The sequence below is a fragment of the Photobacterium sp. HL06 genome (assembly GCF_059552575.1).
In genome coordinates this window covers 1,830,085-1,850,365 of the sequence record NZ_CM183914.1, presented here as the reverse complement: position 1 = coordinate 1,850,365, position 20,281 = coordinate 1,830,085, and the positions used below count along the sequence as shown (strand labels likewise).

The 20,281-nt window shown below is 45.0% G+C and carries 13 protein-coding genes; 9 read left to right on the top strand and 4 right to left on the bottom strand.

Going from position 1 to position 20,281, the window contains the following annotated elements; all coding sequences use genetic code 11:
* Positions 1–301: 301 nt before the first annotated feature.
* Together AC51G0_RS08690 and AC51G0_RS08685 are read left to right on the top strand one after the other, a co-directional pair.
* The gene (locus AC51G0_RS08690) at positions 302–976 is read left to right on the top strand and encodes a SanA/YdcF family protein (protein ID WP_496301652.1); all 675 of its coding nucleotides are present in this window, start codon (positions 302–304) and stop codon (positions 974–976) included.
* An 830-nt stretch (positions 977–1,806) separates the two neighbouring features.
* Positions 1,807–3,177 carry an SLC13 family permease gene (locus AC51G0_RS08685; RefSeq protein ID WP_496301651.1) on the top strand — a complete coding sequence of 457 codons (1,371 nt, stop codon included), beginning with the start codon at positions 1,807–1,809 and terminating at the stop codon, positions 3,175–3,177.
* Between the two features lie 254 nt (positions 3,178–3,431).
* Here AC51G0_RS08685 and AC51G0_RS08680 read toward each other — a convergent pair whose 3' ends face one another.
* Positions 3,432–4,421, bottom strand: a complete 990-nt coding sequence (locus tag AC51G0_RS08680; RefSeq protein WP_496301650.1) for a Gfo/Idh/MocA family protein — start codon at positions 4,419–4,421, stop codon at positions 3,432–3,434.
* Positions 4,422–4,689: 268 nt separating this feature from the next.
* Between AC51G0_RS08680 and AC51G0_RS08675 the strand changes: the two genes are divergently transcribed.
* The 3 genes from AC51G0_RS08675 (at position 4,690) to AC51G0_RS08665 (ending at position 10,416) form a co-directional block, all read left to right on the top strand.
* Complete coding sequence (locus tag AC51G0_RS08675) at positions 4,690–5,772, top strand: ketoacyl-ACP synthase III (RefSeq protein WP_496301649.1); 1,083 nt, start codon at positions 4,690–4,692, stop codon at positions 5,770–5,772.
* A 466-nt stretch (positions 5,773–6,238) separates the two neighbouring features.
* Positions 6,239–7,354, top strand: coding sequence for an efflux RND transporter periplasmic adaptor subunit (locus AC51G0_RS08670; RefSeq protein ID WP_496301648.1), 1,116 nt, complete (start codon positions 6,239–6,241; stop codon positions 7,352–7,354).
* Positions 7,351–10,416 (top strand): efflux RND transporter permease subunit, encoded by a 3,066-nt coding sequence (locus AC51G0_RS08665; protein WP_496301647.1) that lies wholly within the window; start codon positions 7,351–7,353, stop codon positions 10,414–10,416. Before AC51G0_RS08670 ends, AC51G0_RS08665 begins: the two co-directional genes overlap by 4 nt.
* A 107-nt stretch (positions 10,417–10,523) precedes the next feature.
* Here AC51G0_RS08665 and AC51G0_RS08660 read toward each other — a convergent pair whose 3' ends face one another.
* On the bottom strand, positions 10,524–11,105 hold the full coding sequence (locus AC51G0_RS08660; RefSeq protein WP_496301646.1) for a DNA-3-methyladenine glycosylase I: 582 nt from the start codon (positions 11,103–11,105) through the stop codon (positions 10,524–10,526).
* Between the two features lie 228 nt (positions 11,106–11,333).
* Here AC51G0_RS08660 and AC51G0_RS08655 point away from each other — a divergent pair, with 228 nt between their 5' ends.
* From AC51G0_RS08655 to AC51G0_RS08640, 4 genes are all read left to right on the top strand, one after another.
* Complete coding sequence (locus AC51G0_RS08655; RefSeq protein ID WP_496301645.1) at positions 11,334–13,388, top strand: DUF3466 family protein; 2,055 nt, start codon at positions 11,334–11,336, stop codon at positions 13,386–13,388.
* A gap of 57 nt (positions 13,389–13,445) precedes the next feature.
* Positions 13,446–14,894: an ATP-binding protein gene (locus AC51G0_RS08650; protein WP_496301644.1), complete on the top strand. Its 1,449-nt coding sequence runs from the start codon at positions 13,446–13,448 to the stop codon at positions 14,892–14,894.
* A complete protein-coding gene (locus tag AC51G0_RS08645; protein ID WP_496301643.1) occupies positions 14,891–15,574 on the top strand; it encodes a response regulator in 684 nt (227 codons plus the stop codon). Before AC51G0_RS08650 ends, AC51G0_RS08645 begins: the two co-directional genes overlap by 4 nt.
* Before the next feature lie 137 nt (positions 15,575–15,711).
* A complete protein-coding gene (locus tag AC51G0_RS08640; protein ID WP_496301642.1) occupies positions 15,712–17,229 on the top strand; it encodes an Lcl C-terminal domain-containing protein in 1,518 nt (505 codons plus the stop codon).
* An 87-nt stretch (positions 17,230–17,316) separates the two neighbouring features.
* Here the strand turns inward: AC51G0_RS08640 and AC51G0_RS08635 are convergent, their stop codons facing one another.
* Together AC51G0_RS08635 and AC51G0_RS08630 are read right to left on the bottom strand one after the other, a co-directional pair.
* Positions 17,317–18,615 carry a GGDEF domain-containing protein gene (locus tag AC51G0_RS08635; protein ID WP_496301641.1) on the bottom strand — a complete coding sequence of 433 codons (1,299 nt, stop codon included), beginning with the start codon at positions 18,613–18,615 and terminating at the stop codon, positions 17,317–17,319.
* Between the two features lie 320 nt (positions 18,616–18,935).
* Positions 18,936–20,216, bottom strand: a complete 1,281-nt coding sequence (locus tag AC51G0_RS08630) for a DEAD/DEAH box helicase (protein ID WP_496301907.1) — start codon at positions 20,214–20,216, stop codon at positions 18,936–18,938.
* Positions 20,217–20,281 lie beyond the last annotated feature (65 nt).

The window sequence follows — 20,281 nt, the reverse complement described above, 5'->3', positions numbered from 1 at the left end:
GTGTTAATTCGACTGTAGATATTTATGATAAATACAAGTCAATTCATTAGCTTACATTCGCGAATAAAGCTGTTGATTTAATGTTACAAAAACTAGACTAGAACATGACAACGACATAGTCAACACGATGCACTATGTCATCTCGGTAAACTGAAATAGCCAGCATGGCTCCATGTATGTCCCAAAGTAAGTAGTAATACTAACAATAAACTGACAATTCAAAGGGTTGTAGCATATAGTACATTATTAATAGATTAGGGTATTATCAGCGATAGCATTTAAAGGTTACACTTGGATTTATATGAAACTGCTTTCATTTGTTCGTATCTCTGCAGTTGTCTGTATTGTTTTACTCGGAACGAGTTTGCTTGTTGATCGTTGGATTTCTGCAACGACCGCAGATCGGATATTTACCGAGCCCTCTGACATCCCCTCTCGTTCAATCGGTTTAGTGTTAGGTACTAGCAAATACATCGCAAAGACCCTTAACCCCTACTATGAATACCGAATGTCAGCAGCGCTCAAGCTATATCAGCTTGGCAAGGTTAATATTTTATTACTGAGTGGCGACAATGCCCACCGCTCATATAATGAACCCTGGACCATGAAACGTGATTTATTGAAAGCGGGAATACCAGACAAAGACATTGTTCTTGATTATGCAGGCTTTCGCACCCTGGATTCAGTTGTTAGAGCTAAAAGCGTGTTTGAGGCCGATCACTTCGTCATTATTACTCAGAAGTTCCACTGTGAGCGTGCTTTGTTCATCGCCCAAAGCAACAGTATAGATGCGATTTGCCTCGCCGTGCCTGATCCGGGAGGTATGGCGGGGTTAAAGATACGAGTGCGCGAGATCCTAGCAAGGATAAAGGCTATGATTGATCTCTACCTGTTAGACATCCAGCCTCGATTTGTCGGCCCTAAAGAGCCTATCGCAACCCAACCCCCCATTCTTGAAGGGCCAATGCTGAACTAATCACCAACTTCGCTGTTATACAGGTATATATTATTAAGCCACAGGAGCTATCCCGTGGCTTTCATAAATTCATAGAAGATGGTGAAGATTAAAGGGGGGTAATGAATTTCTAACTTACTTTTTGTTTTTCTTCCTTAACGATAAAAGATTTTAAAAATTTCGTCCGCACACCTTTCAAGTGCGCTTGCGCCTCGCTATGAACACGCTTACGCAACCCCTGCGCTTTTGAACTCATAATGACCTAGCCTTATAATATTATTTAGTTTTATTAATTTTAATTCCCTTTTCACTTATGATACATAAGGCATAAATTTGCAGCTAAAATTTTTATCTCGGCCTTGCTGCTTCTGTGAGCCAATACGCATATTTGAAATAAACATATAATACACTGGGCCAATATATAAGCGGTGAGCAATTAGGGTCATTGCGCAATTGGCATTAAAGCAACCACACCAAAACCTTACCATAACTATACCGCCCCCCTGCTGCAACATAACGCCAACACTTTCATCCAAGCACAAGCGCCAAGTTACTCACTTATTTACAAGATGATGATGTTACATAGATGCAATTTCCATTACAGCAAATTCATCCATCAAACTGTTCTTTCACAATTAGATTTAGCATGTTTATCTAGCCAGTTATCTAATGGGTATATTTCTACACATTCGCAGATAATAACCTCACAAAAAAGATAATTGCCACGCCAAAAGCACAACAATTAACCCCCCAGTAGTTAACAATCACCAAAGAACCTGTAACATTTAACTCAGGTAACAAGTTGTGCATAGAGTTGCATTGATTATTATAAACCAGCGAAAGGAAAGCATATGACGGCCTTAACCCTGACACTGAAAAAGTGGCTATTTGACCGGAATAGTATCATTCTACTGGCAGACATCGCCTTATTTACCCTTTTATTAAATACCCTACCTTTTGAAAAAGATGTTGTTGTCGGTCTGAGCATTCTGGCCTTTGTCGCCATACTATGGCTTACCGAAGCGGTTCACGTCAGCATTACGGCAATACTCGTTCCGATCATGGCCGTTGCGTTCGGTATATTCAAAACACCACAGGCACTTAGCAATTTTGCCAACCCTATTATTTTCTTGTTCCTGGGTGGTTTCGCCCTTGCTGCAGCACTGCATAAACAAGAGCTCGACAAAGCTATTGCTGACAAGGTCCTCCTGATTGCCAAGGGGCGAATGTCAGTAGCTGTATTTATGTTGTTTGGTGTTACCGCTGCCCTGTCAATGTGGATCAGCAACACAGCAACAACAGCCATGATGCTACCGTTAGTGCTAGGTGTACTAAATAAAGTAAATGCGAAAAGTGAGCGCGGCACTTATGTTTTCGTTCTGCTAGGTATTGCTTACTGTGCAAGTATTGGTGGTATCGCTACGATTGTTGGTAGCCCACCGAATGCCATTGCAGCCGCTGAAGTTGGTTTGAGCTTTACTGAGTGGATGGCCTTTGGCTTGCCTGTATCAATAATCTTGCTTCCGATTACTGTTGCAATGTTGTATTTCATGCTTAAACCTAACTTGAAGCACACCTTCGAGCTTGATCATGAACCCGTACAATGGAGCAACGGCAAGCTTATTACTTTAGCAATCTTCGCAGTAACAGTTCTGTTATGGGTTTTCAGCAAGCCTGTCAACGCCTTCCTTGGCGGCTTCAGCAAATTTGATACGCTAGTTGCCCTATCTGCCATCGTTATGCTTGGTGTATCTCGAGTAGTTGAATGGAAAGATATTGAAAAATCCACTGACTGGGGTGTATTGCTACTGTTTGGGGGTGGTATCTGCCTAAGTAATGTCTTGAAAGCAACCGGTACCAGCGTTTTCCTTGCTCACAGCCTAAGTGGTTTCCTTGAGCAAGCTGGCCTGTTCTTCACCATTCTTGTGATTGCCGCATTCGTTGTTTTCTTGACAGAGTTCGCCAGTAACACAGCAAGTGCAGCCCTTCTAGTCCCGGTATTTGCAACCGTGGCTGAAGCGCTAGGTGTCTCACCTGTCATCTTGTCGGCACTAATCGCAGTAGCGGCATCATGTGCCTTCATGCTACCTGTCGCAACACCACCAAATGCAATCGTATTCGGCTCTGGCCATATCAAGCAATCAGAGATGATGAAAGTCGGTATCTACCTGAATATTGCATGTATCGCCGCGCTTTCTGCATTCGCCTGGATGTTCTGGTAATAATTCGCCCTACACTATTCTAACAACAAGCAATATGTTCCCTCTTAGGTGGCCATGATGGCCACCTTTTTTTATTCCGCCTAAAATCTCACTTATACCAATCAGCATAAGTATTTGATCATTATTGCTGGTTAAAGCCACCTATTACTGCGTTAGAATTTTTGTAATTAGAGCCACTAGTTACTGCAAATTCTTCCTTGTCTTAGGCGACTTTTCCTGCGCACTATCTGAACATTTACTTATCCCGATTGGTATTAGACTAAAGAGGATTCATCTGCCGGAAAACGGACACCGATAATATCGCGGGCCTGGGTAATAATAGCACTGACAATACGGCTTCTATCCAATCCTGAATGCGATACCTGGCCTTGTTCAACTAAACGTGCAAATTCAGCAGCCTCGTAGTACATGACGTTTTCTTCTTGCGCATCTGTTAAGTCAACGGCAGGTTCACCGGAGCGATGCAACGTCACTGATTTACATTCGGAAATGCCATCCACCAGCATGGTGGCCTGCTCACCCTGCAACTCACTTGGGATCAAGCCATCACTAACTTTTGAATAACTGATAACAACGTCAAACTGATTATAATGAAGCACCAAGGTACCATGGGCATCGACCCCGGAATCAAGCAACACCCCCTGTGCGGTAAAGCTGTTCGGCTCACCGAAGAGCCCAATGGCCGCGCTCAACGGATAAATGCCAATATCCATTAAAGAGCCATTTGAAAAGGCCGGATTAAAAGTGTTGGGGTTTTCGCCGTTAAGGTATTTACCGTAACGAGAGGATAACTGGCAGTATGAAAAATATATTTTTCGCAACTTGCCTAATTTAGGTAATGATTCTCGAATACGCTGAAAGTTAGGTGTATAGGTTGTTTTCAATGCTTCAAACAATACAACCCCCTTTTCATTCGCTGCTGCGACCAATGCATCAACCTCTGCATAATTCGAAGCAAGAGGCTTCTCGCCGATCACATGTTTACCCTGCTCAATAAACTGTTTGGCCTGTGGCCCATGAAGCGAGTTGGGGCTTGCAATGTAAACAGCGTCTAACTCACTGCTGGCCGACATTTCATCGAGGTTATCGAAACACAAACTAACACCGTATTTTGCCGCAAACTCTTGCGCCTTCTCTAATTGCCGGGAGTACACGGCCGTTAGCTGATACTTTCCTGTTTTTATCGCGGCTTCGATAAAACTATCCGTAATCCAATTCGTACCAATCACACCTAAACGGATCATAATCGTCACCACTACCTTATTGTTATTCAGTGAATGTATTTATTGCATCATACCAGATTGAACAAAAGTAAAACCTGGCAATGTCAAAGGTCATTGTCTGTAATCGAGCTAGCCAACAGACATTAGCGCTAAAGATAAGTAAATGATAGACCTCGAAAAACTCAGGATATCTCCTACCGAAGCCTGCATGACTTTGTTACAGTCAGGTTAAACGCCAATCCATACCATTGGTCGCTTCGCCACCATTAAAATAACGAAGAGATAACCCATGCACTACGCAGAAATCACCGGCTGGGGAAAATGCTTACCTCCGGCGGTCTTAACCAACGATGAATTAAGCAAATTTGTTGATACTTCTGACGAATGGATTCGCACCCGTACAGGTATCGAGTCACGCCATATCAGCCATGTAAATACGTCAGAATTAGCAAGGGTCGCAGGCGCGCAGGCACTGGCCGCCGCAGGCCTTGACGCCAATGAGCTGGATTTAATTATCATTGCTACCTGTTCACCGGATACCCTTGTCCCGAATATTGCGTCAAAAGTACAATCAGATCTCGGTGCCAGCAAAGCTGCTGCATTTGACATGAATGCCGCTTGTACCGGTTTCCTCTACGGCCTTGAAACCGCAACAAGAATGATCCAGGCCGGTAATTATAAGCATGCCCTTATCATTGGTGCCGAACGCTTATCTTGGTATTTAGACTGGACCCAACGGGATACCGCTGTCCTATTCGGTGACGGTGCTGGTGCGGTAGTGCTTAGCCGAACAGAACAACAGTGCGGCCTGATTGATGCGCAGCTGGGCTGTGATCCCGAAGGACGTGACGTACTGGCTATTCCTGACTTTGGTACTGGGATGGACAGGTTCAGCCCGGATGCAGGCTACTTTTCTTTTGACTTTGTTGGACGAGAGATATTCCGCCGTGCTGTTCGGGGGATGGGCGCTGCTGCAAAACTGGTACTTGAACGCTCCGAGCTAACCAGTGAAGATATCGATATCGTGATCCCCCATCAAGCCAACAAGCGTATTATTGAAGCCCTGTGTGATCACGCTGGTATTCCAATTGAGAAAGCCTTCATTAATATCAACAAATACGGCAATACCTCAGCCGCCACGGTGCCTATCGCACTATGTGAAGCCGTTGAACAAGGATACATTAAGCCAGGTAATACGATTCTTTCAGCTGCCTTTGGTGCTGGCCTGACTTGGGGTGCCAGTGTGATCAAATGGGGGCAGCGAGTAACACCGCTTGACAAGTCTAATGCCAATATTTCAGATTGCCCGCAGACCGCAACTGAGTTACTGGCCAATGCTGTCGAACACTGCGTGAATAAAAAGCCTAACTAGCAAATCGATTTTATTAAGCAATGAACACTGGTATTTATTAATAATTGATAAATACCAGCATAAAATTTCAGCTTCGAGGTATGAAGCTGAAATTTCCAAATAATCTTTCAAGTTCACAATGAGAAAACCCCAAACCTTGATTAATTAGTAAAATACAAAAGTAATCACAGCCTAAAATTCACTTTTCTCAGCCCAGCACAAGACCGATTCTCGAATTGCTTTTCATTCATAAATAAGTCACATCAATATAACTCATCCTTCCTTACCTTGAGAAATACACAAAATAAAAAACGCCATCAGTAACGTATGAAATGATATTTGACAGTTACACAGTGATTATTGCGATTGATATCACACAGCCTAACTTATTGTTATTTGTTGACGTAAAGCTGATATTAAGAGTTTGATAGATGTTATGGTTGTAAAATAACCGCCCCCTCTTACTAACAGTTTAATGAGTTATATTATGAAAAATCTAACATGCTGGCTTATTCCAATTAGTCTGGGTGGAATTATATTCCTCACGGGTTGCTCAGAGCAGGAAGCTCCCATTATTGATGAAAAAGTTCGGCCAGTACGCGCCGTGCCTGCTAGTAAAACACCAACTGATATCCAACGGCGATTTGCCGGCACAATAAACTCGGCATCAACTTCAAATATTAGCTTTCGTGTTTCGGGGATCATTGCTGAATTTCCTGCAACAGTTGGTATTCCCTTGCAAAAAGGTGAACTGATTGCTCGACTCGACAGCAATGATCTACAACTTAAGCTTGAGCAAGATCAGGCCGCTTTAAGATTGGTGACCGTCACTGCCGAAAAAGCAGAATCGAGATACCTCAAGGTAAAGGCGTTGCATGAAAAGCAGGTAATCTCTGAGATGGATTACGAAACTGCACTGGCTGAATTCGAATCGGGCAAGGCTCAGGTTAATCAGGCCCAGCGTAGTGTCGCCCTTAGCCAAGAGCAGCTTTCCTATGCAGAGCTACATGCACCATCTGATGGGTGTACGATCACTGAGGCAACAGCAACCCAAAATGAAAATGTCGCCTCTGGACAAACCGTTGCAGTCTTGAGCTGTGGAGCCGAGATGGAAGTTATTTCCATGGTCTCAGAAGCCGTTGTTAATAGCGTCAGTATTGGTCAATCCGTTGAAGTCTTGCTCAACGCAAAAAAAGACATGCCATTTAAGGCAAGGATCACTGAAATTGGTATGAGCTCTACGACAAATGGCGTGTACTTTGTGACTGCCCGAATAAATGGCGAACACCCAGATATACGCCCGGGAATGGCCGCTGAGCTTGTGGTTGCCCGGCAATTTACCGTCACCGAAGAGCACTTATGGGTACCTATGGTTGCCGTCGGTGAGGAAAATCACCAGAAATTTGTCATGGTCTATGAACCCAGTGATGAATTTAAAGGGGTCGTAAAAAAAGTCACTGTAAAAACAGATAGGTTTGCAATGGGATCGCTCGAAATCACCGACGGGCTGGAAGAAGGACAATTGGTGATCACGGCAGGACTGTCCCAAATCTACAACGGCCTCCCCGTTAAACTGCAAAAACAATCAGGTAGGCAGCAATGAATATTACGGCTCTAGCACTCAACAAGAAGCAATTTACACTTGTCATCATTGCCGCCGCGCTTCTATCGGGTATTTTTGCTTTTTTATCCATACCACAGGCGCAAGATCCCGGGTTCCCAATCCGCACCGCCCAAGTGATCACCCATTTCCCCGGCGCTTCTCCACAACGCGTTGAAGAGCTCGTAACCGATAGACTGGAAAAAGCAATTCAGGAAATGCCTGAATTAGATGGGGTAAATAGTTTATCCAAAGCTGGCGTTTCCATCATTACCGTTGATATAAAAGATAGCTACAAAGAACTACGTCCTGTATGGGATAGCTTAAGACGTAAAGTTGATAGTGTCCAAAATGACCTCCCAGAAACAGCTCAGGCATCCATTGTTAATGATGAATTTGGCGATGTATTTGGGATTATCGTTTCTATCGTCGCCGATGATTTTAGCTATAGCGAAACCAAACAGGTGGCCGATCAGGTTCGCGATGAATTTCTCCGCCTTCCACTTGTCAGCAAAGTCGATATTTATGGCGCACAAGAAGAGCGGATCTACATTGAATACAATAATAGCCATCTTAAAGAGCTCGGTTTATCCCCCAGTTATCTTGCGCAGTTCCTCTCAAATAAAAATGTCATTTTATCCGGCGGAGAGTGGCAAACCAGAGATGAGCTTGTCAGTATTGAGCCCAGCGGTAATCTCGAATCTGTTGCTGCGCTAAAACAAACCTATATTCCACTTCCCGGCAGTAACGAAGTCTTGCCCCTTGGTAATATTGCCAGCATTTACCGTGGGTATGTCGACCCACCGACATCTCTTGTCCACACTAACGGTTCACCAAGCTTGACCCTGGCTATTGCCATGATTGAAGGGGGCAATATTGTTAAACTCGGGGAGCAAGCCAAAGCGCTGCTCAACAAGCTTCATGGTGAATATCCATGGGGCGTTGAGTTTGAAGTTGTTGCCTTTCAGCCCCAATTGGTTAAAAACACAGTAAATAACTTCATCGATAACCTAATACAGGCAATAGCCGTTGTTAGTGGAGTCATGCTTGTGACTCTTGGCTTACGCACTGGATTGATTGTCGCTAGCCTGATCCCTGTTACGATTGCAGCCACTATCGGCGTTATGTATGGGTTAGACATCGGTTTAGACCAAGTATCGTTAGCGGCATTGATGATTGCATTAGGCATGTTGGTTGATAATTCCATTGTGATGGCCGAAAGTATCATGGGTCGGATACAAAACGGAGAACGTCCCTATCAAGCTGCGATTGGCGCAGCAGCAGAGCTTAAAATTTCGCTACTTACCTCTTCTTTAACCACGTCGGCCGCTTTTCTGCCTATTTTTTTAGCAGAATCAACAACAGGGGAATATACCGCCCCGCTATTCAAAGTCGTCACTATAACGTTGCTGGCTTCATGGTTTTTTGCTCTGACATTAATCCCATTGCTATGCGCTCTGTTTTTGAAAATCAAATCAAAACGAACGACTTCCCAACACTCAGCCATAGATCGTATTGAACAATGGTATGGCCGATTATTAGCAGCCTTGCTTAATTGGCGTTACATCGGCATGACCTCTATCTTTGCTGTTTTTCTTGTGGCCGTGTACAGCTTCCGCTTTATTCCTGTCGTCTTCTTTCCACCATCTGAAGACCCAACCTTTAAACTTGAAATCGATCTGCCCATAGGCACCCCGATTAGCAAGACAGCGTTGGTTACAGCAGAAATTGAAACATTTTTATCATCGCTAAAAGCCACAGATAACCAGGATGGTCTCACTAACTGGACAGCTTTTATCGGTAATGGCGGGCCGAGGTATGTGCTGTCTCATACTGCTAAACCAGCCAGCCCCAACTATGCTTTCTTTATTCTTAACACCAATACTGGCGAAGTTGTCGATAACATGATGCAGGAGATCGACAGCTATCTGTTCGACAACTTCCCAGACGTCAATTTCAGCACCAGGAAAATTGAAAATGGTGCCGCCATCAGCAACCCAATAGAAGTTCGGATCATGGGGCCAGAGCAAGAGCAGTTGTTCGTCCTTGCCAGTTCTGTCAAAAAGATGCTGTCAGACATACATGGCACGAAAGGGATCAGTGATGACTGGGGACGACAAACCAAAAAGCTCTTCATCAAAATCGATGAAGCTCAGGCGCAACGCCAGGGGATCAGTAATACCGATGTCGCGCAGACCCTCCAGGCAAGCACTCGCGGCTTCCAAGTATCGCAATACCGCGAAGGCGAAGAGATCATCCCTATCGTGATGAAGGCCCAAAGCCGCCAACATAATGATATTGAAATGCCAACCAGTGTTAATGTATTAACCAGCAATCAACAGTCATACCCAATGTCGCAAATTGTAACGTCATCGTTAGTCTGGCAGTCCGCAGTGATACCACGGCGAGATCGGATGAAAACAGTCACAATTGCAACAGGCTTGGAAGCTGGCGTTACCGCAGCTGAAATCAATCGCCAGTTGCAGCCCCTTCTCGAACAGCAGGCGAAAAACTGGCCTACAGGTTATCGCTGGGAACTTGGTGGTGTCGCTGAATCTTCTGGAGAGGCCAATGCATCGATATTTGAGAAGCTGCCTATTGCCGGGGTTATTATTCTCATACTGCTAATGGGTCAGTTTAACTGCATCCGCAAAACAGCCATTATTTTGTTAACGATACCGCTTGGTTTAATTGGCGTTGCATTTGGCTTACATGTCGCACAGTCCTATATGGGTTTTATGACCTTGCTCGGTATCATTTCGCTCGCGGGCATTGTAATTAATAACGCCATTGTTCTGATTGACAGGATTGAGCTGGAGAAAACCGAAAACGGCCTGAGTCCCTACCAGGCCATTTGCACCGCTGCGCAGCGACGGCTTCGTCCGATTTTGCTGACAACGACAACAACCGTGGTTGGGATGATCCCGCTATGGATGGGTGGCGGTGTGATGTGGGAGCCGATGGCGATCGCCATCATCTTTGGGTTATTGGGCGCAACTGTTTTAACGCTTGGTGTCGTACCCATGCTCTACTCCATCCTATTTCGGGTCGCGGTGCCAAAATAAACGAGTTCGGCCAGCATTGGCTGGCCGACAGTTTATGATTAATTAAGGACAGAAAAGCCCATGAAATATGGGCTAAATACGTACATAAATCATTCAGTTGTTAGCTTTCAATCTTCCGCTATCTCAGCTCGGCGAAAGCAGTCGAGACTGTGGTCATTAACCATACCGGTTGCTTGCATATGTGCATAAATTGTCGTTGAACCCAGGAACTTAAACCCTCTTTTCTTCAAATCTTTTGCAAGCTTGTCTGACTCAGGCGTCGTAGCGGGGTAATCTGATAAAGATTCAATATGGTTTATTTTGGGCGTCCCACCAACAAAATCCCAAATGTAGTCGGCAAAACAGCCAAATTCCGCTTGAACCTCAAGGAACCGCTTAGCGTTATTAATTGCCGCTTCGATTTTTCGCCGATTGCGAACAATGCCCGCATTATTCATCAGTTTCTCGACATCCTCTTCACCAAAAGTGGCGACAACCGTAGGATCAAAATCGGCAAAGGCCTCCCGGTAGTTTTCACGCTTCTTTAAAATGGTGTACCAACTAAGGCCGGCCTGGGCAGATTCAAGTACGAGGAATTCAAAAATTTTATTATCGTCTCGCAATGGCACGCCCCACTCGAGATCATGGTAAGCAACATAATCAGGCTTACTCGTATCAACCCATGGGCAACGTGTTGGGATCTCAGACATAGCGAATTCCTTGATTTTGATGTCATATTTCAATAACTAGCGTTCAAAAATAGAGCAGATGAATATGGGTGTCAACTGCGGCAAGATGAATGTTCAATATCCATAATATCTCCACAATTCCTACACATTGCCACATTATCATCAACAAATCGGCTTCCAAGAGCAAAACAATCTTTTGTTTATACATGGCCCTTGGCGCTTCAATTTTATTGATGAAATTTATATCTGATGCAAACAAACCTCTTCTATAAACTGCTCCTGACTACGATCGGTACTTATACCTTTTCTGCCAATGCTGCTGTATATCAAGTTGTCGAAATTTCTGACAACAGTGATGTCAGCTCGTTAGCCTATTACAGCAAATCAACCAGCGATGTCGTTGAGTTTTACGGCCAAGCCATTGAGGCTTCAGAAAGCGGAGTAAGCTGCTTCTCATCTGATTGTGATCAGGCTGATGATTACACTGTGGTAGGTGAAAGCCGCTTTGGCTCTGATGGCAGCAACTTACGCGATGCTATGCCTTATTTGATGGATAATACCCAGCATATTAATGATTTGTACGGACTCGAGTCATACTGCTCATCATATATAGGTTTTAATACCTGTGATTCATGGGCTAACCAGCAATATTATGGTGTGGGCTATAACACCAACGATGTAACAGACGGCTCGGGATACGGGGGGTTACAGCGCGAGCAAGCTGCATGGGACAATGGCTACTATGCCAACACCTTGCCGTTTGTGGCTGGAATACGAATAAATACCTTTGCTAACGAAGCAGACAACTACGCCGTAGATGACATTGAACAATCACTTGGCACTATAGAAAATAACAGCTGGTACCTATCAGCTGACGCGGTTGTAAACGGCCTCGTCAATTTTAATGGTACAGACTATGTCTTTGGCAATACGAGCTCATCATTTTTTGTCAAAGACAGCCGCTATGCCCGCCAGTTTGCCAAACGTGGCTTCGTTAATCTGGGTACTGAAATGGATAGCAGCTCCTATGAGCTGAGCCCACCTGACACCGATGACGATCTAGTGACATTGATGGGCCACACATTGGCCACCGATGCCGTGGCGTATGACGGACAATTACTTATTGTCGGTAGTGCCTCTTATTCACCAAGCTACCTCGATGACAGTGACAAGTTGCCAGATAGCGATGACATCAACATAGGAACAAGCCTATCTAGTAGTACGTTTGGTGACTGTGCGGATACAGCCAGCGATGCAGAAACGTTATTTAACACCTGGGAATGTCAGTTTTCGACCTTTGTCAGTGATGCCTATTTCTGGACTGTAGGCAGTGACGGAACAGTCTCTAACGCGCTGTCTATTTCAGCGTCAGATCTAGATGTTCTCGATCCGGATAACAATGACCGTTCTGTGCAAGCAGAAGCAAAGGCCGTTGCCATTATCGATAGCAACCCGGTCATTGTGGGCTATTCGACAGAGTATGAAGATGATGATTATTACGCCATTCGGGCTGTCATCTTTGACTCCAACAACTCAGGACTAACAGAAAATGGTTGGACGATGTCATTCATCCCAGACACCGATGTCGAAGACAGTGACGGTGACCGACAGTATACCTATTCAGTAGCAACAGCTATCAATAGCAACGGATTAGTGCTGGGCGTTGCCAAAAATACCAGCGCAGTGGATCGATCTTATGCCGAAAGTATCTTTGTCTACGACTATTACACCAGCCAAACGACGTTCATCGACAGCTCAACTGATGCTGACATTTTCTTTAGCGGTTATAACGCCTTCCCCAGTGCTATCAACAACCAGGATCAGATTGTTGGCTGGATAGATTCAGAAACTGTCAACCAGGTAGAGGGGCGAGAACGACGTCAACGCGCATTCACCTACATTGTTAACGACGAAATTGCAGATTCACCGTTAACAGCAGGTGGTACCTGGATGCTCGATGATCTCACTAACGGTGGTGATTATAGCGATGCCAATAACCAGTTCCGAATTGCAAGAGCAACCGACATCAATGATGCCGGTGTTATTTCAGCGACAGCGTTCAAATGTGAAGACGGATACAGTGATTATTCCTCTGAAGCAACCTGCGAGGAAGATGAAAGGGTTGTCGCGGTCAAACTGGTACCCATAGTGGGTGGCACTATCGATGAACGGGAAGAAGTCACCGAAACCATTACCCGCTCGGGAGCCTCATTAGGTGGACTAACTTTACTTATGCTGGTCTTGATTGGCCTGAGAAGACGAATGACTAGAGAAGTCCTATGCTTCACTGCTTCGAGCCATTGATATCACTATCAATATTTACTCAGAGCCTATTGTTCTACGATACCCAAGGTTGCTGAAATGCGATTAACTATTTTTTCCAAGTTGTTTCTCTCGTTACTTCTGATTTGTATCGTCGTGATGTCAGGGATGGCATGGGTGATCAACAGCAGTTTCAGAAGTGGATTGCAAAACTACCTCAATCAAGACGAAATTGAAAAAGGTGAAAGGCTAGCACAACAGGTGAGTCGTTATTATTCAGAAACTTACCAATGGGATACTTTAAAGCAACGGCCTGAACTGTGGGCCCATCTGCTCATGCAGATGGGTGAGCCCCCGCCGCCTCGCAGAAAAGGGCCAGAACGCCCTACAAGGCCTGGAGAAAAGCCAGCTCAGCCCCCAAAGGCAGAGTTTCTTCCACTCAGTTTCAGGATCAACCTACTCGATATCGGCGGCAATTCTGTTTTGGGTAAACCGGACAAGCTCTCCCGCCGACCGCCTGAAACGCATCGGGTAAAAATAGCCATTAGTCATAATGAACAAACTGTTGGCTGGATAACCATTGTACAGAAAGACAATATCAGTGCTCCATTGGCAGAAAGTTTCTACAAACATCAAGTCCGCAACTTTTACATCATTGCAGCTTTGGCTGCATTATTTTCCTTTGTGATAGCGGCGGTGCTGGTACGGCATTTCCTTAAGCCGTTAAAAAATGTTCACCAGGGTGCAAAAGCACTATCAGGGGGGGATTACCACTATCAAATTCAGGTATCTGGTAATGATGAACTTGCCGAGCTCTCTGAAGCCTTCAATCAACTGGCAGAGAGTCTCAAAACCCAAAAATCAACTAGGGAACAATGGCTTACAGATATATCTCATGAACTGAGGACACCGTTAGCCGTATTGCGCAGCGAAATAGAGGCAATACAAGATGGAATTCGAAAACCTGAAGCCAAATACATTCAGTCACTCCATGAACAAACCTTAAACCTTGGTAAGCTCGTTGATGACCTCTATGTCTTATCACTGTCTGATGCTGGGGTAACGATAGATGCGACACACCCAGTGAACATCACCCAGCTTATCGAGCGAACTCTATCTCAGAATGAAGTACGTTTGAATGACAAACACATTCGGCTTGATCGAAATTACCAACCGGAAGTACCTCTTATAATCAATGCCGATGAAAAGTCCTTGTCACAGCTCATCAATAACCTGGTTGAAAACAGCTATCGCTACACCGATCCAGGGGGAACAATGAACGTATCGCTTTACCCAGCGAATAACGCTGTAGAATTGATCATTGAAGATAGCCATCCTTCGGTTCCCGCTGAAGCGTTACCCAAATTATTTGACCGTCTTTACCGAGTGGATAAGTCACGAAGTCGAGCCAATGGCGGCTCAGGGCTTGGTTTGTCGATCTGCCAAAATATCGCCAATGCCCATAGAGGCACGATAAAAGCAACCCATTCAGACTTAGGCGGTCTTAAAATTAGAGTATTACTCCCTATTACGGAGCTCACGAAGTGAATAATGAAAATAAAACTATCCTGGTCGTTGAAGATGAGCCGTCACTGGCCGCTGTCTTGTGTGAATACCTCGCCCAAGCAGGCTTTAATACCCATATCATCGATAACGGGCTCGAGGTCATTGAGTGGGTAAAAATAAACAAACCTGACTTATTGCTCCTTGATTTAATGCTCCCCCACCGAGACGGCTTGGATATCTATCGTGAGCTTCGTACCTTTAGCCAGGTGCCTGTCGTAATGGCAACGGCTCGCGTTGATGAAATCGATCGCTTAGTCGGCCTTGAGTTAGGTGCAGATGATTATATATGCAAACCCTACAGCCCACGGGAGGTAGTCGCCCGCATAAAAAACATATTGCGCCGTGCCTTAGACATAAATAACACTCAAATCGACCACAAAGGACTTTCAGTCGATGTGAACTCTATGATCGCAACAATTAACAATACTCATTTGGCTCTGACCCCGGCAGAGTTCAAGTTACTGGCATTTTTCTATCATCATCAACAGCAAGTCTTCAGCCGTGATCAATTAATGCAAAAAATCTACCCTGACAGCCGCGTGGTTAGTGACCGTACCATCGATAGCCACATCAAAAATTTGCGCCGCAAGCTACAGCTCGCCGATCCCCAAAGTGATAACATTAAATCTATCTATGGTGTCGGTTACAAATTTGAACGTTGAACCCCTTTCCTCTTTTTCTCCATATTTGCTGCAAATTCACTTTGTACACTAGCTCCTATAGAAACGGCCGACTTAACATGAGAAGGCCGGTATTAATATTCATCCAATACAACGCTGTGCTATTCAAGGAGCCAGTTATGAACAAAGTCTCTCTGTTAACCTTAGCTACCAGCTCTATTGTTGCCGGTATGCTTAATGCCGCTTATGCGACACCAAAAGCTGATACATCAAAGGCAGCGTCCCTTACTTACCCTATCGTCGATACCAATTCCACCGAATGCTTTGGTGTAACAGAAAAGCTAGGTGCTTGCCCGAGCACAGAAGGCAGCGCATTCGGCCAAGATGCCCAGTACCAAGGCTTTGCACCAAGTTATACCGACAACAAAGATGGAACGCTAACTGATAACGTCACCAGGTTAATGTGGGCTCAGACTGTTGATATCAACGCTGATGGTGAGATTAGCAGCAAGGATAAAATGACATACAGCGAAGCCGTTTCGTACGCGAAGCAGGCCCGTATCGGTGGGTATGATGATTGGCGGGTACCGAGTATCAAAGAACTATATTCATTGATCATGTTCGATGGTCAAGACCCGAGCGGTATCGATGGTTACACAGGAAACGTTACAATGGTCCCGTTCATTGACGCCTCGGTATTTGGCTTTAATTCTGGCGATACCAGCGCAGGTGAGCGCCTGATCGACAGCCAGTATATCAGCAGTACTAAATATATTTCGACGACCATGAATGGGAATGAAACAGCCTTTGGTGTCAACTTTATAGACGGCAGAATCAAAGGCTATGGCCTGAAAACACCCCATGGTGAAAAGACATTCTACGTTCTGTTGGTACGCGGAAATACCGACTATGGGGTTAACCATTATGTCGACAACAATAATGGTACGATTTCAGATGCTGCTACCCGTTTATCCTGGCAGAAAGATGACAGCCAGGAAGCGATGAACTGGACAAGCGCATTAGCATACTGTGAAAATCTCACTCTGGCTAAGAACAGTAATTGGCGTTTGCCAAATGCCAAAGAGCTACAATCTATTGTTAACTATACCAAGTCGCCAGATACCAGCAACAGCGCCGCGATCAACAGTATGTTCAACACTACAGCCATTACCAATGAAGCTGGACAGTCCGACTATGCGAATTACTGGAGCAGTACAACCCATATTAATTCCCGCAACAAAGGCAACGGTGTTTATGTCGCCTTCGGCCGCTCCCTTGGATACATGAATGGTCAATGGCTTGATGTCCATGGCGCAGGCTCGCAGCGCAGCGATCCTAAAGCTGGCGATGCCAACCAATACCCACAAGGGCATGGACCGCAAGGGGATGCCATCCGTATCGACAATTATGTTCGCTGCGTAAGCAGTGGCGAAACAAGGTTTGTTCAACAGCCAAATACCACTAAACGCGAATCAGTAACCTACACCTTAAGTGGCGACGAAGCACCAACCAATATGGATAGTAGAAAACCGGGGAATAAACAGCATCGCCAGCCTCCAAAAGAAGCCATTGCGGTATGTACAAGCAAGCCGATACATGCAAGCTGCAGGATGAATACACCGCATGGAACCCTGACAGGCCAATGCCAACCCGTTGGGCAAGTCAAAGCTTGTGTGCCAGATAAACGGCCAATTTAATTGAGATAATAGTTGTTTAAGAAAGTCACCTTGCCTTCTGGATAATAGACTCCCGCTTTCCATGCGGGATTCTAATCCAAGCTTAACTCAAGCCACCGCCACCCGGTTCCGACCAAGCTTCTTCGATTTATACAATGCCGTATCCGCTCGCTGGAGCAAGGAATCAAAACTTTCCAAGCCAGTCAGTTGCGAAACACCGATGCTACAAGTAATAGCTAAACCACCACTCCAGTCATGCTGTTCAATGATCCTGCGAAGTCCCTCACTGAACTCCTTAGCCCCTGCTCTATCCGTGCCAGAACAGAAGATAATAAATTCTTCTCCACCCCAGCGGACAAAAACGTCTGTTTTTCGTATTCGCTGATTGAGCAGTTGTGCGAACTCCTGAAGGATTTGGTCGCCTTTATGATGACCAAACCTGTCATTTATCACTTTGAAATGATCGATATCGAGGTAGATAACCGAAAATGGCTGATTATTGGCTCTCGAGTATTCAACAATATCCTTAAGCCAGCTATCAACCGCGTTACGATTTTTAGTACCCGTCAATGCATCCTTGTATGCAAGCTCTTCGAAAATTAACGTTTTTTGATACAAGCTTTTATTGGCATTGCGTAGCTTAATCGTTTTCTGCTCTACCGCCTTTAAGTTACGGTGTAACCTATAGCGTTCCCAGCCTAAGAATATAATCGCAGTCAATAACCATAACAATGTATTAATTCGTAGCAATGCAGACTCTGAAAGCCACTCACCATAAAAAACCAGTTTATTTAACCTAATCGCGTAATCCGTTGGTTTTACATGACTACCTGTTGCTATTTCTATAACCGTGACATTATTAAATTGCGGTCCTGAATTTTCGATTGGTACTTGATAGTCAGCAATCCACCATGACAGTACCTGAAAGGCCTGCATCGGGATCACCTGTAACCCATTGCTCATACCTGGGGCAAACTCGATAGCATTGAACTTTGATGACACGGGATCTTCTGGTTCAGAGTATGCCGGATCATAATTTCGAAGGTAAACGCGGATACGCTCGTTAGCAAGTGGGCTATCATAGTCAATATCCACACCGATAGAGTGGTACTGACTTAAATCTATACCATCGATGCCATCTGCAAGCTCGATCGCAACCTCGCAAAATGGCCACCTTGCCGTCTTTTCGATACGACAACCTAAGGTCAATGACTTTCCATCATATAAAAGCCGAGACTGAGTTGTTCCCCCCTGGCTACTATCATCGACATTGAGATAAGACGAATTTTTAGCCGTTATAACAAGCTCTTTTTCCGAACCACCAAGCTGATACCATGAATAAGATGAAACTGTGAAGAAAATAAGAAAATAGATCGTCAAACGAAGACGTTGGGTAAGCTCCGTCACATCTCTGCCCTGCAGTTTAACTTGCTGAATGCAATTGATATTAATAACAGTAAGACATTATCAGAATGTAACTAGGACAACAATAACTAATTTTCTCTTGAAAATTAATGTGTGCATTTTCGCAGGAATTGACATTAACCGCCCCCTCGAAAATACCTTTTTGCCTCAAAAACACCGAAAACTTGATGGATATTAGAATTGTGAATATGAATTTCAGCCGCCAATACCTTTTTAGAGAGGTATTAGCGGCCTTAATATTGACTTATTTTTCGACAATAAACACAAAGGATCATTCGAAAAAACTTTGAGCAAACATTGTTTTAACGGGAATGACGACCACGATTCTTATGTATCTTGTGCTTGGCTTTTGCCCGGCGTTTCTCTGATGAACGCCCACGGCGTTGGTTTTCTGGCGGCTCAATGGTTGGATCCGGTTCATAACCTTCCAGCCATTGCTGTGGCAAGCGCGTATCAAGCAGCTCTTCAATTGCTTTTAGTGCCCACTCTTCATCCAGGCTCATCAGAGAAATAGCATGCCCGGTCTGGCCTGCTCGGCCGGTACGACCGATCCTGTGCACATAGTCTTCGGCCTTAAATGGCATTTCGAAGTTAATCACGTATTCCAGCTGCTCGATATCCAAGCCACGCGCCGCAACATCTGTTGCGACCAGGACACGTACCTTACCCTCTTTAAAATCGTTTAGCGCCCGCTGCCTGGCTCCCTGGCTTTTGTCACCATTAATCGAAACAGCCTTGATCCCATCTAAGCCCAATTCTTTGGCTAGTTCATCAGAGCCTTGTTTGGTCTTGGTAAACACCAGCACCTGCTGCCAGTTTCTTGAACCGATCAGATAGGAAAGTAACTCACGCTTGCGATGTTTATCAACCGGAAAGACCATCTGTTCAACGGTTACGGCTGTACTGTTGGCAGGGGTGACTTCAATAAGCTTGGGATCATCTAAAATATCGTAGGCTAATTTCTTAACCTGCTTAGAAAATGTGGCGGAGAAAAACAAGGTTTGACGCGCAGCTTTCATCCGCTTCATGATCCGCTTGATGTCATCGATAAAGCCCATATCCAGCATTCGGTCGGCTTCATCAAGCACTAGAAACTCAACCTTCGACAGATCAACAGTTCCGACATAGGCATGATCAATCAAACGGCCTGGCGTAGCGACCAATATATCAGCCCCGGCCTTAATTGCACTTACCTGGGCTTTCATGCTCGTACCACCATATGCTACCGCCGTTTTAATCGGCGTCTGCTTACTGTAGGAGGAGATGCTGTCATACACCTGCTGCGCCAGTTCACGGGTAGGAGTCAGCACTAATGCTCGGATCTGAATACTTGATTTTTCATCGCTGTCGTGGGCACCTAACTCACGAGGCGACTCTATCAAACGATGTAGAACAGGTAACGCAAAAGCTGCTGTCTTCCCTGTCCCGGTTTGTGCGCCAGCCATAATGTCATGACCTGCCAACACTTCAGGGATCGCGTGTTGCTGGACTGGGGTTGGCGTTTGAAAGCCTAGGGCGGTAACGGTATCAATTAACTGGCTTTGCAGCCCCAATGCTTGAAATGACATTATGCTTTTCCGGATCTGAACTAGAGAGCGCGGATTCTAGCAAAATTTTCTGCAAAATATAAAAAAAGCACTGCTATGCA

Coding starts and splice junctions, on each gene's coding strand:
- AC51G0_RS08690 (WP_496301652.1), top strand. CDS start 302: ATGAAACTGCTTTCATTTGTTCGTATCTCTGCAGTTGTCTGTATTGTT.
- AC51G0_RS08685 (WP_496301651.1), top strand. CDS start 1,807: ATGACGGCCTTAACCCTGACACTGAAAAAGTGGCTATTTGACCGGAAT.
- AC51G0_RS08680 (WP_496301650.1), bottom strand. CDS start 4,421: ATGATCCGTTTAGGTGTGATTGGTACGAATTGGATTACGGATAGTTTT.
- AC51G0_RS08675 (WP_496301649.1), top strand. CDS start 4,690: ATGCACTACGCAGAAATCACCGGCTGGGGAAAATGCTTACCTCCGGCG.
- AC51G0_RS08670 (WP_496301648.1), top strand. CDS start 6,239: ATGAAAAATCTAACATGCTGGCTTATTCCAATTAGTCTGGGTGGAATT.
- AC51G0_RS08665 (WP_496301647.1), top strand. CDS start 7,351: ATGAATATTACGGCTCTAGCACTCAACAAGAAGCAATTTACACTTGTC.
- AC51G0_RS08660 (WP_496301646.1), bottom strand. CDS start 11,105: ATGTCTGAGATCCCAACACGTTGCCCATGGGTTGATACGAGTAAGCCT.
- AC51G0_RS08655 (WP_496301645.1), top strand. CDS start 11,334: ATGCAAACAAACCTCTTCTATAAACTGCTCCTGACTACGATCGGTACT.
- AC51G0_RS08650 (WP_496301644.1), top strand. CDS start 13,446: ATGCGATTAACTATTTTTTCCAAGTTGTTTCTCTCGTTACTTCTGATT.
- AC51G0_RS08640 (WP_496301642.1), top strand. CDS start 15,712: ATGAACAAAGTCTCTCTGTTAACCTTAGCTACCAGCTCTATTGTTGCC.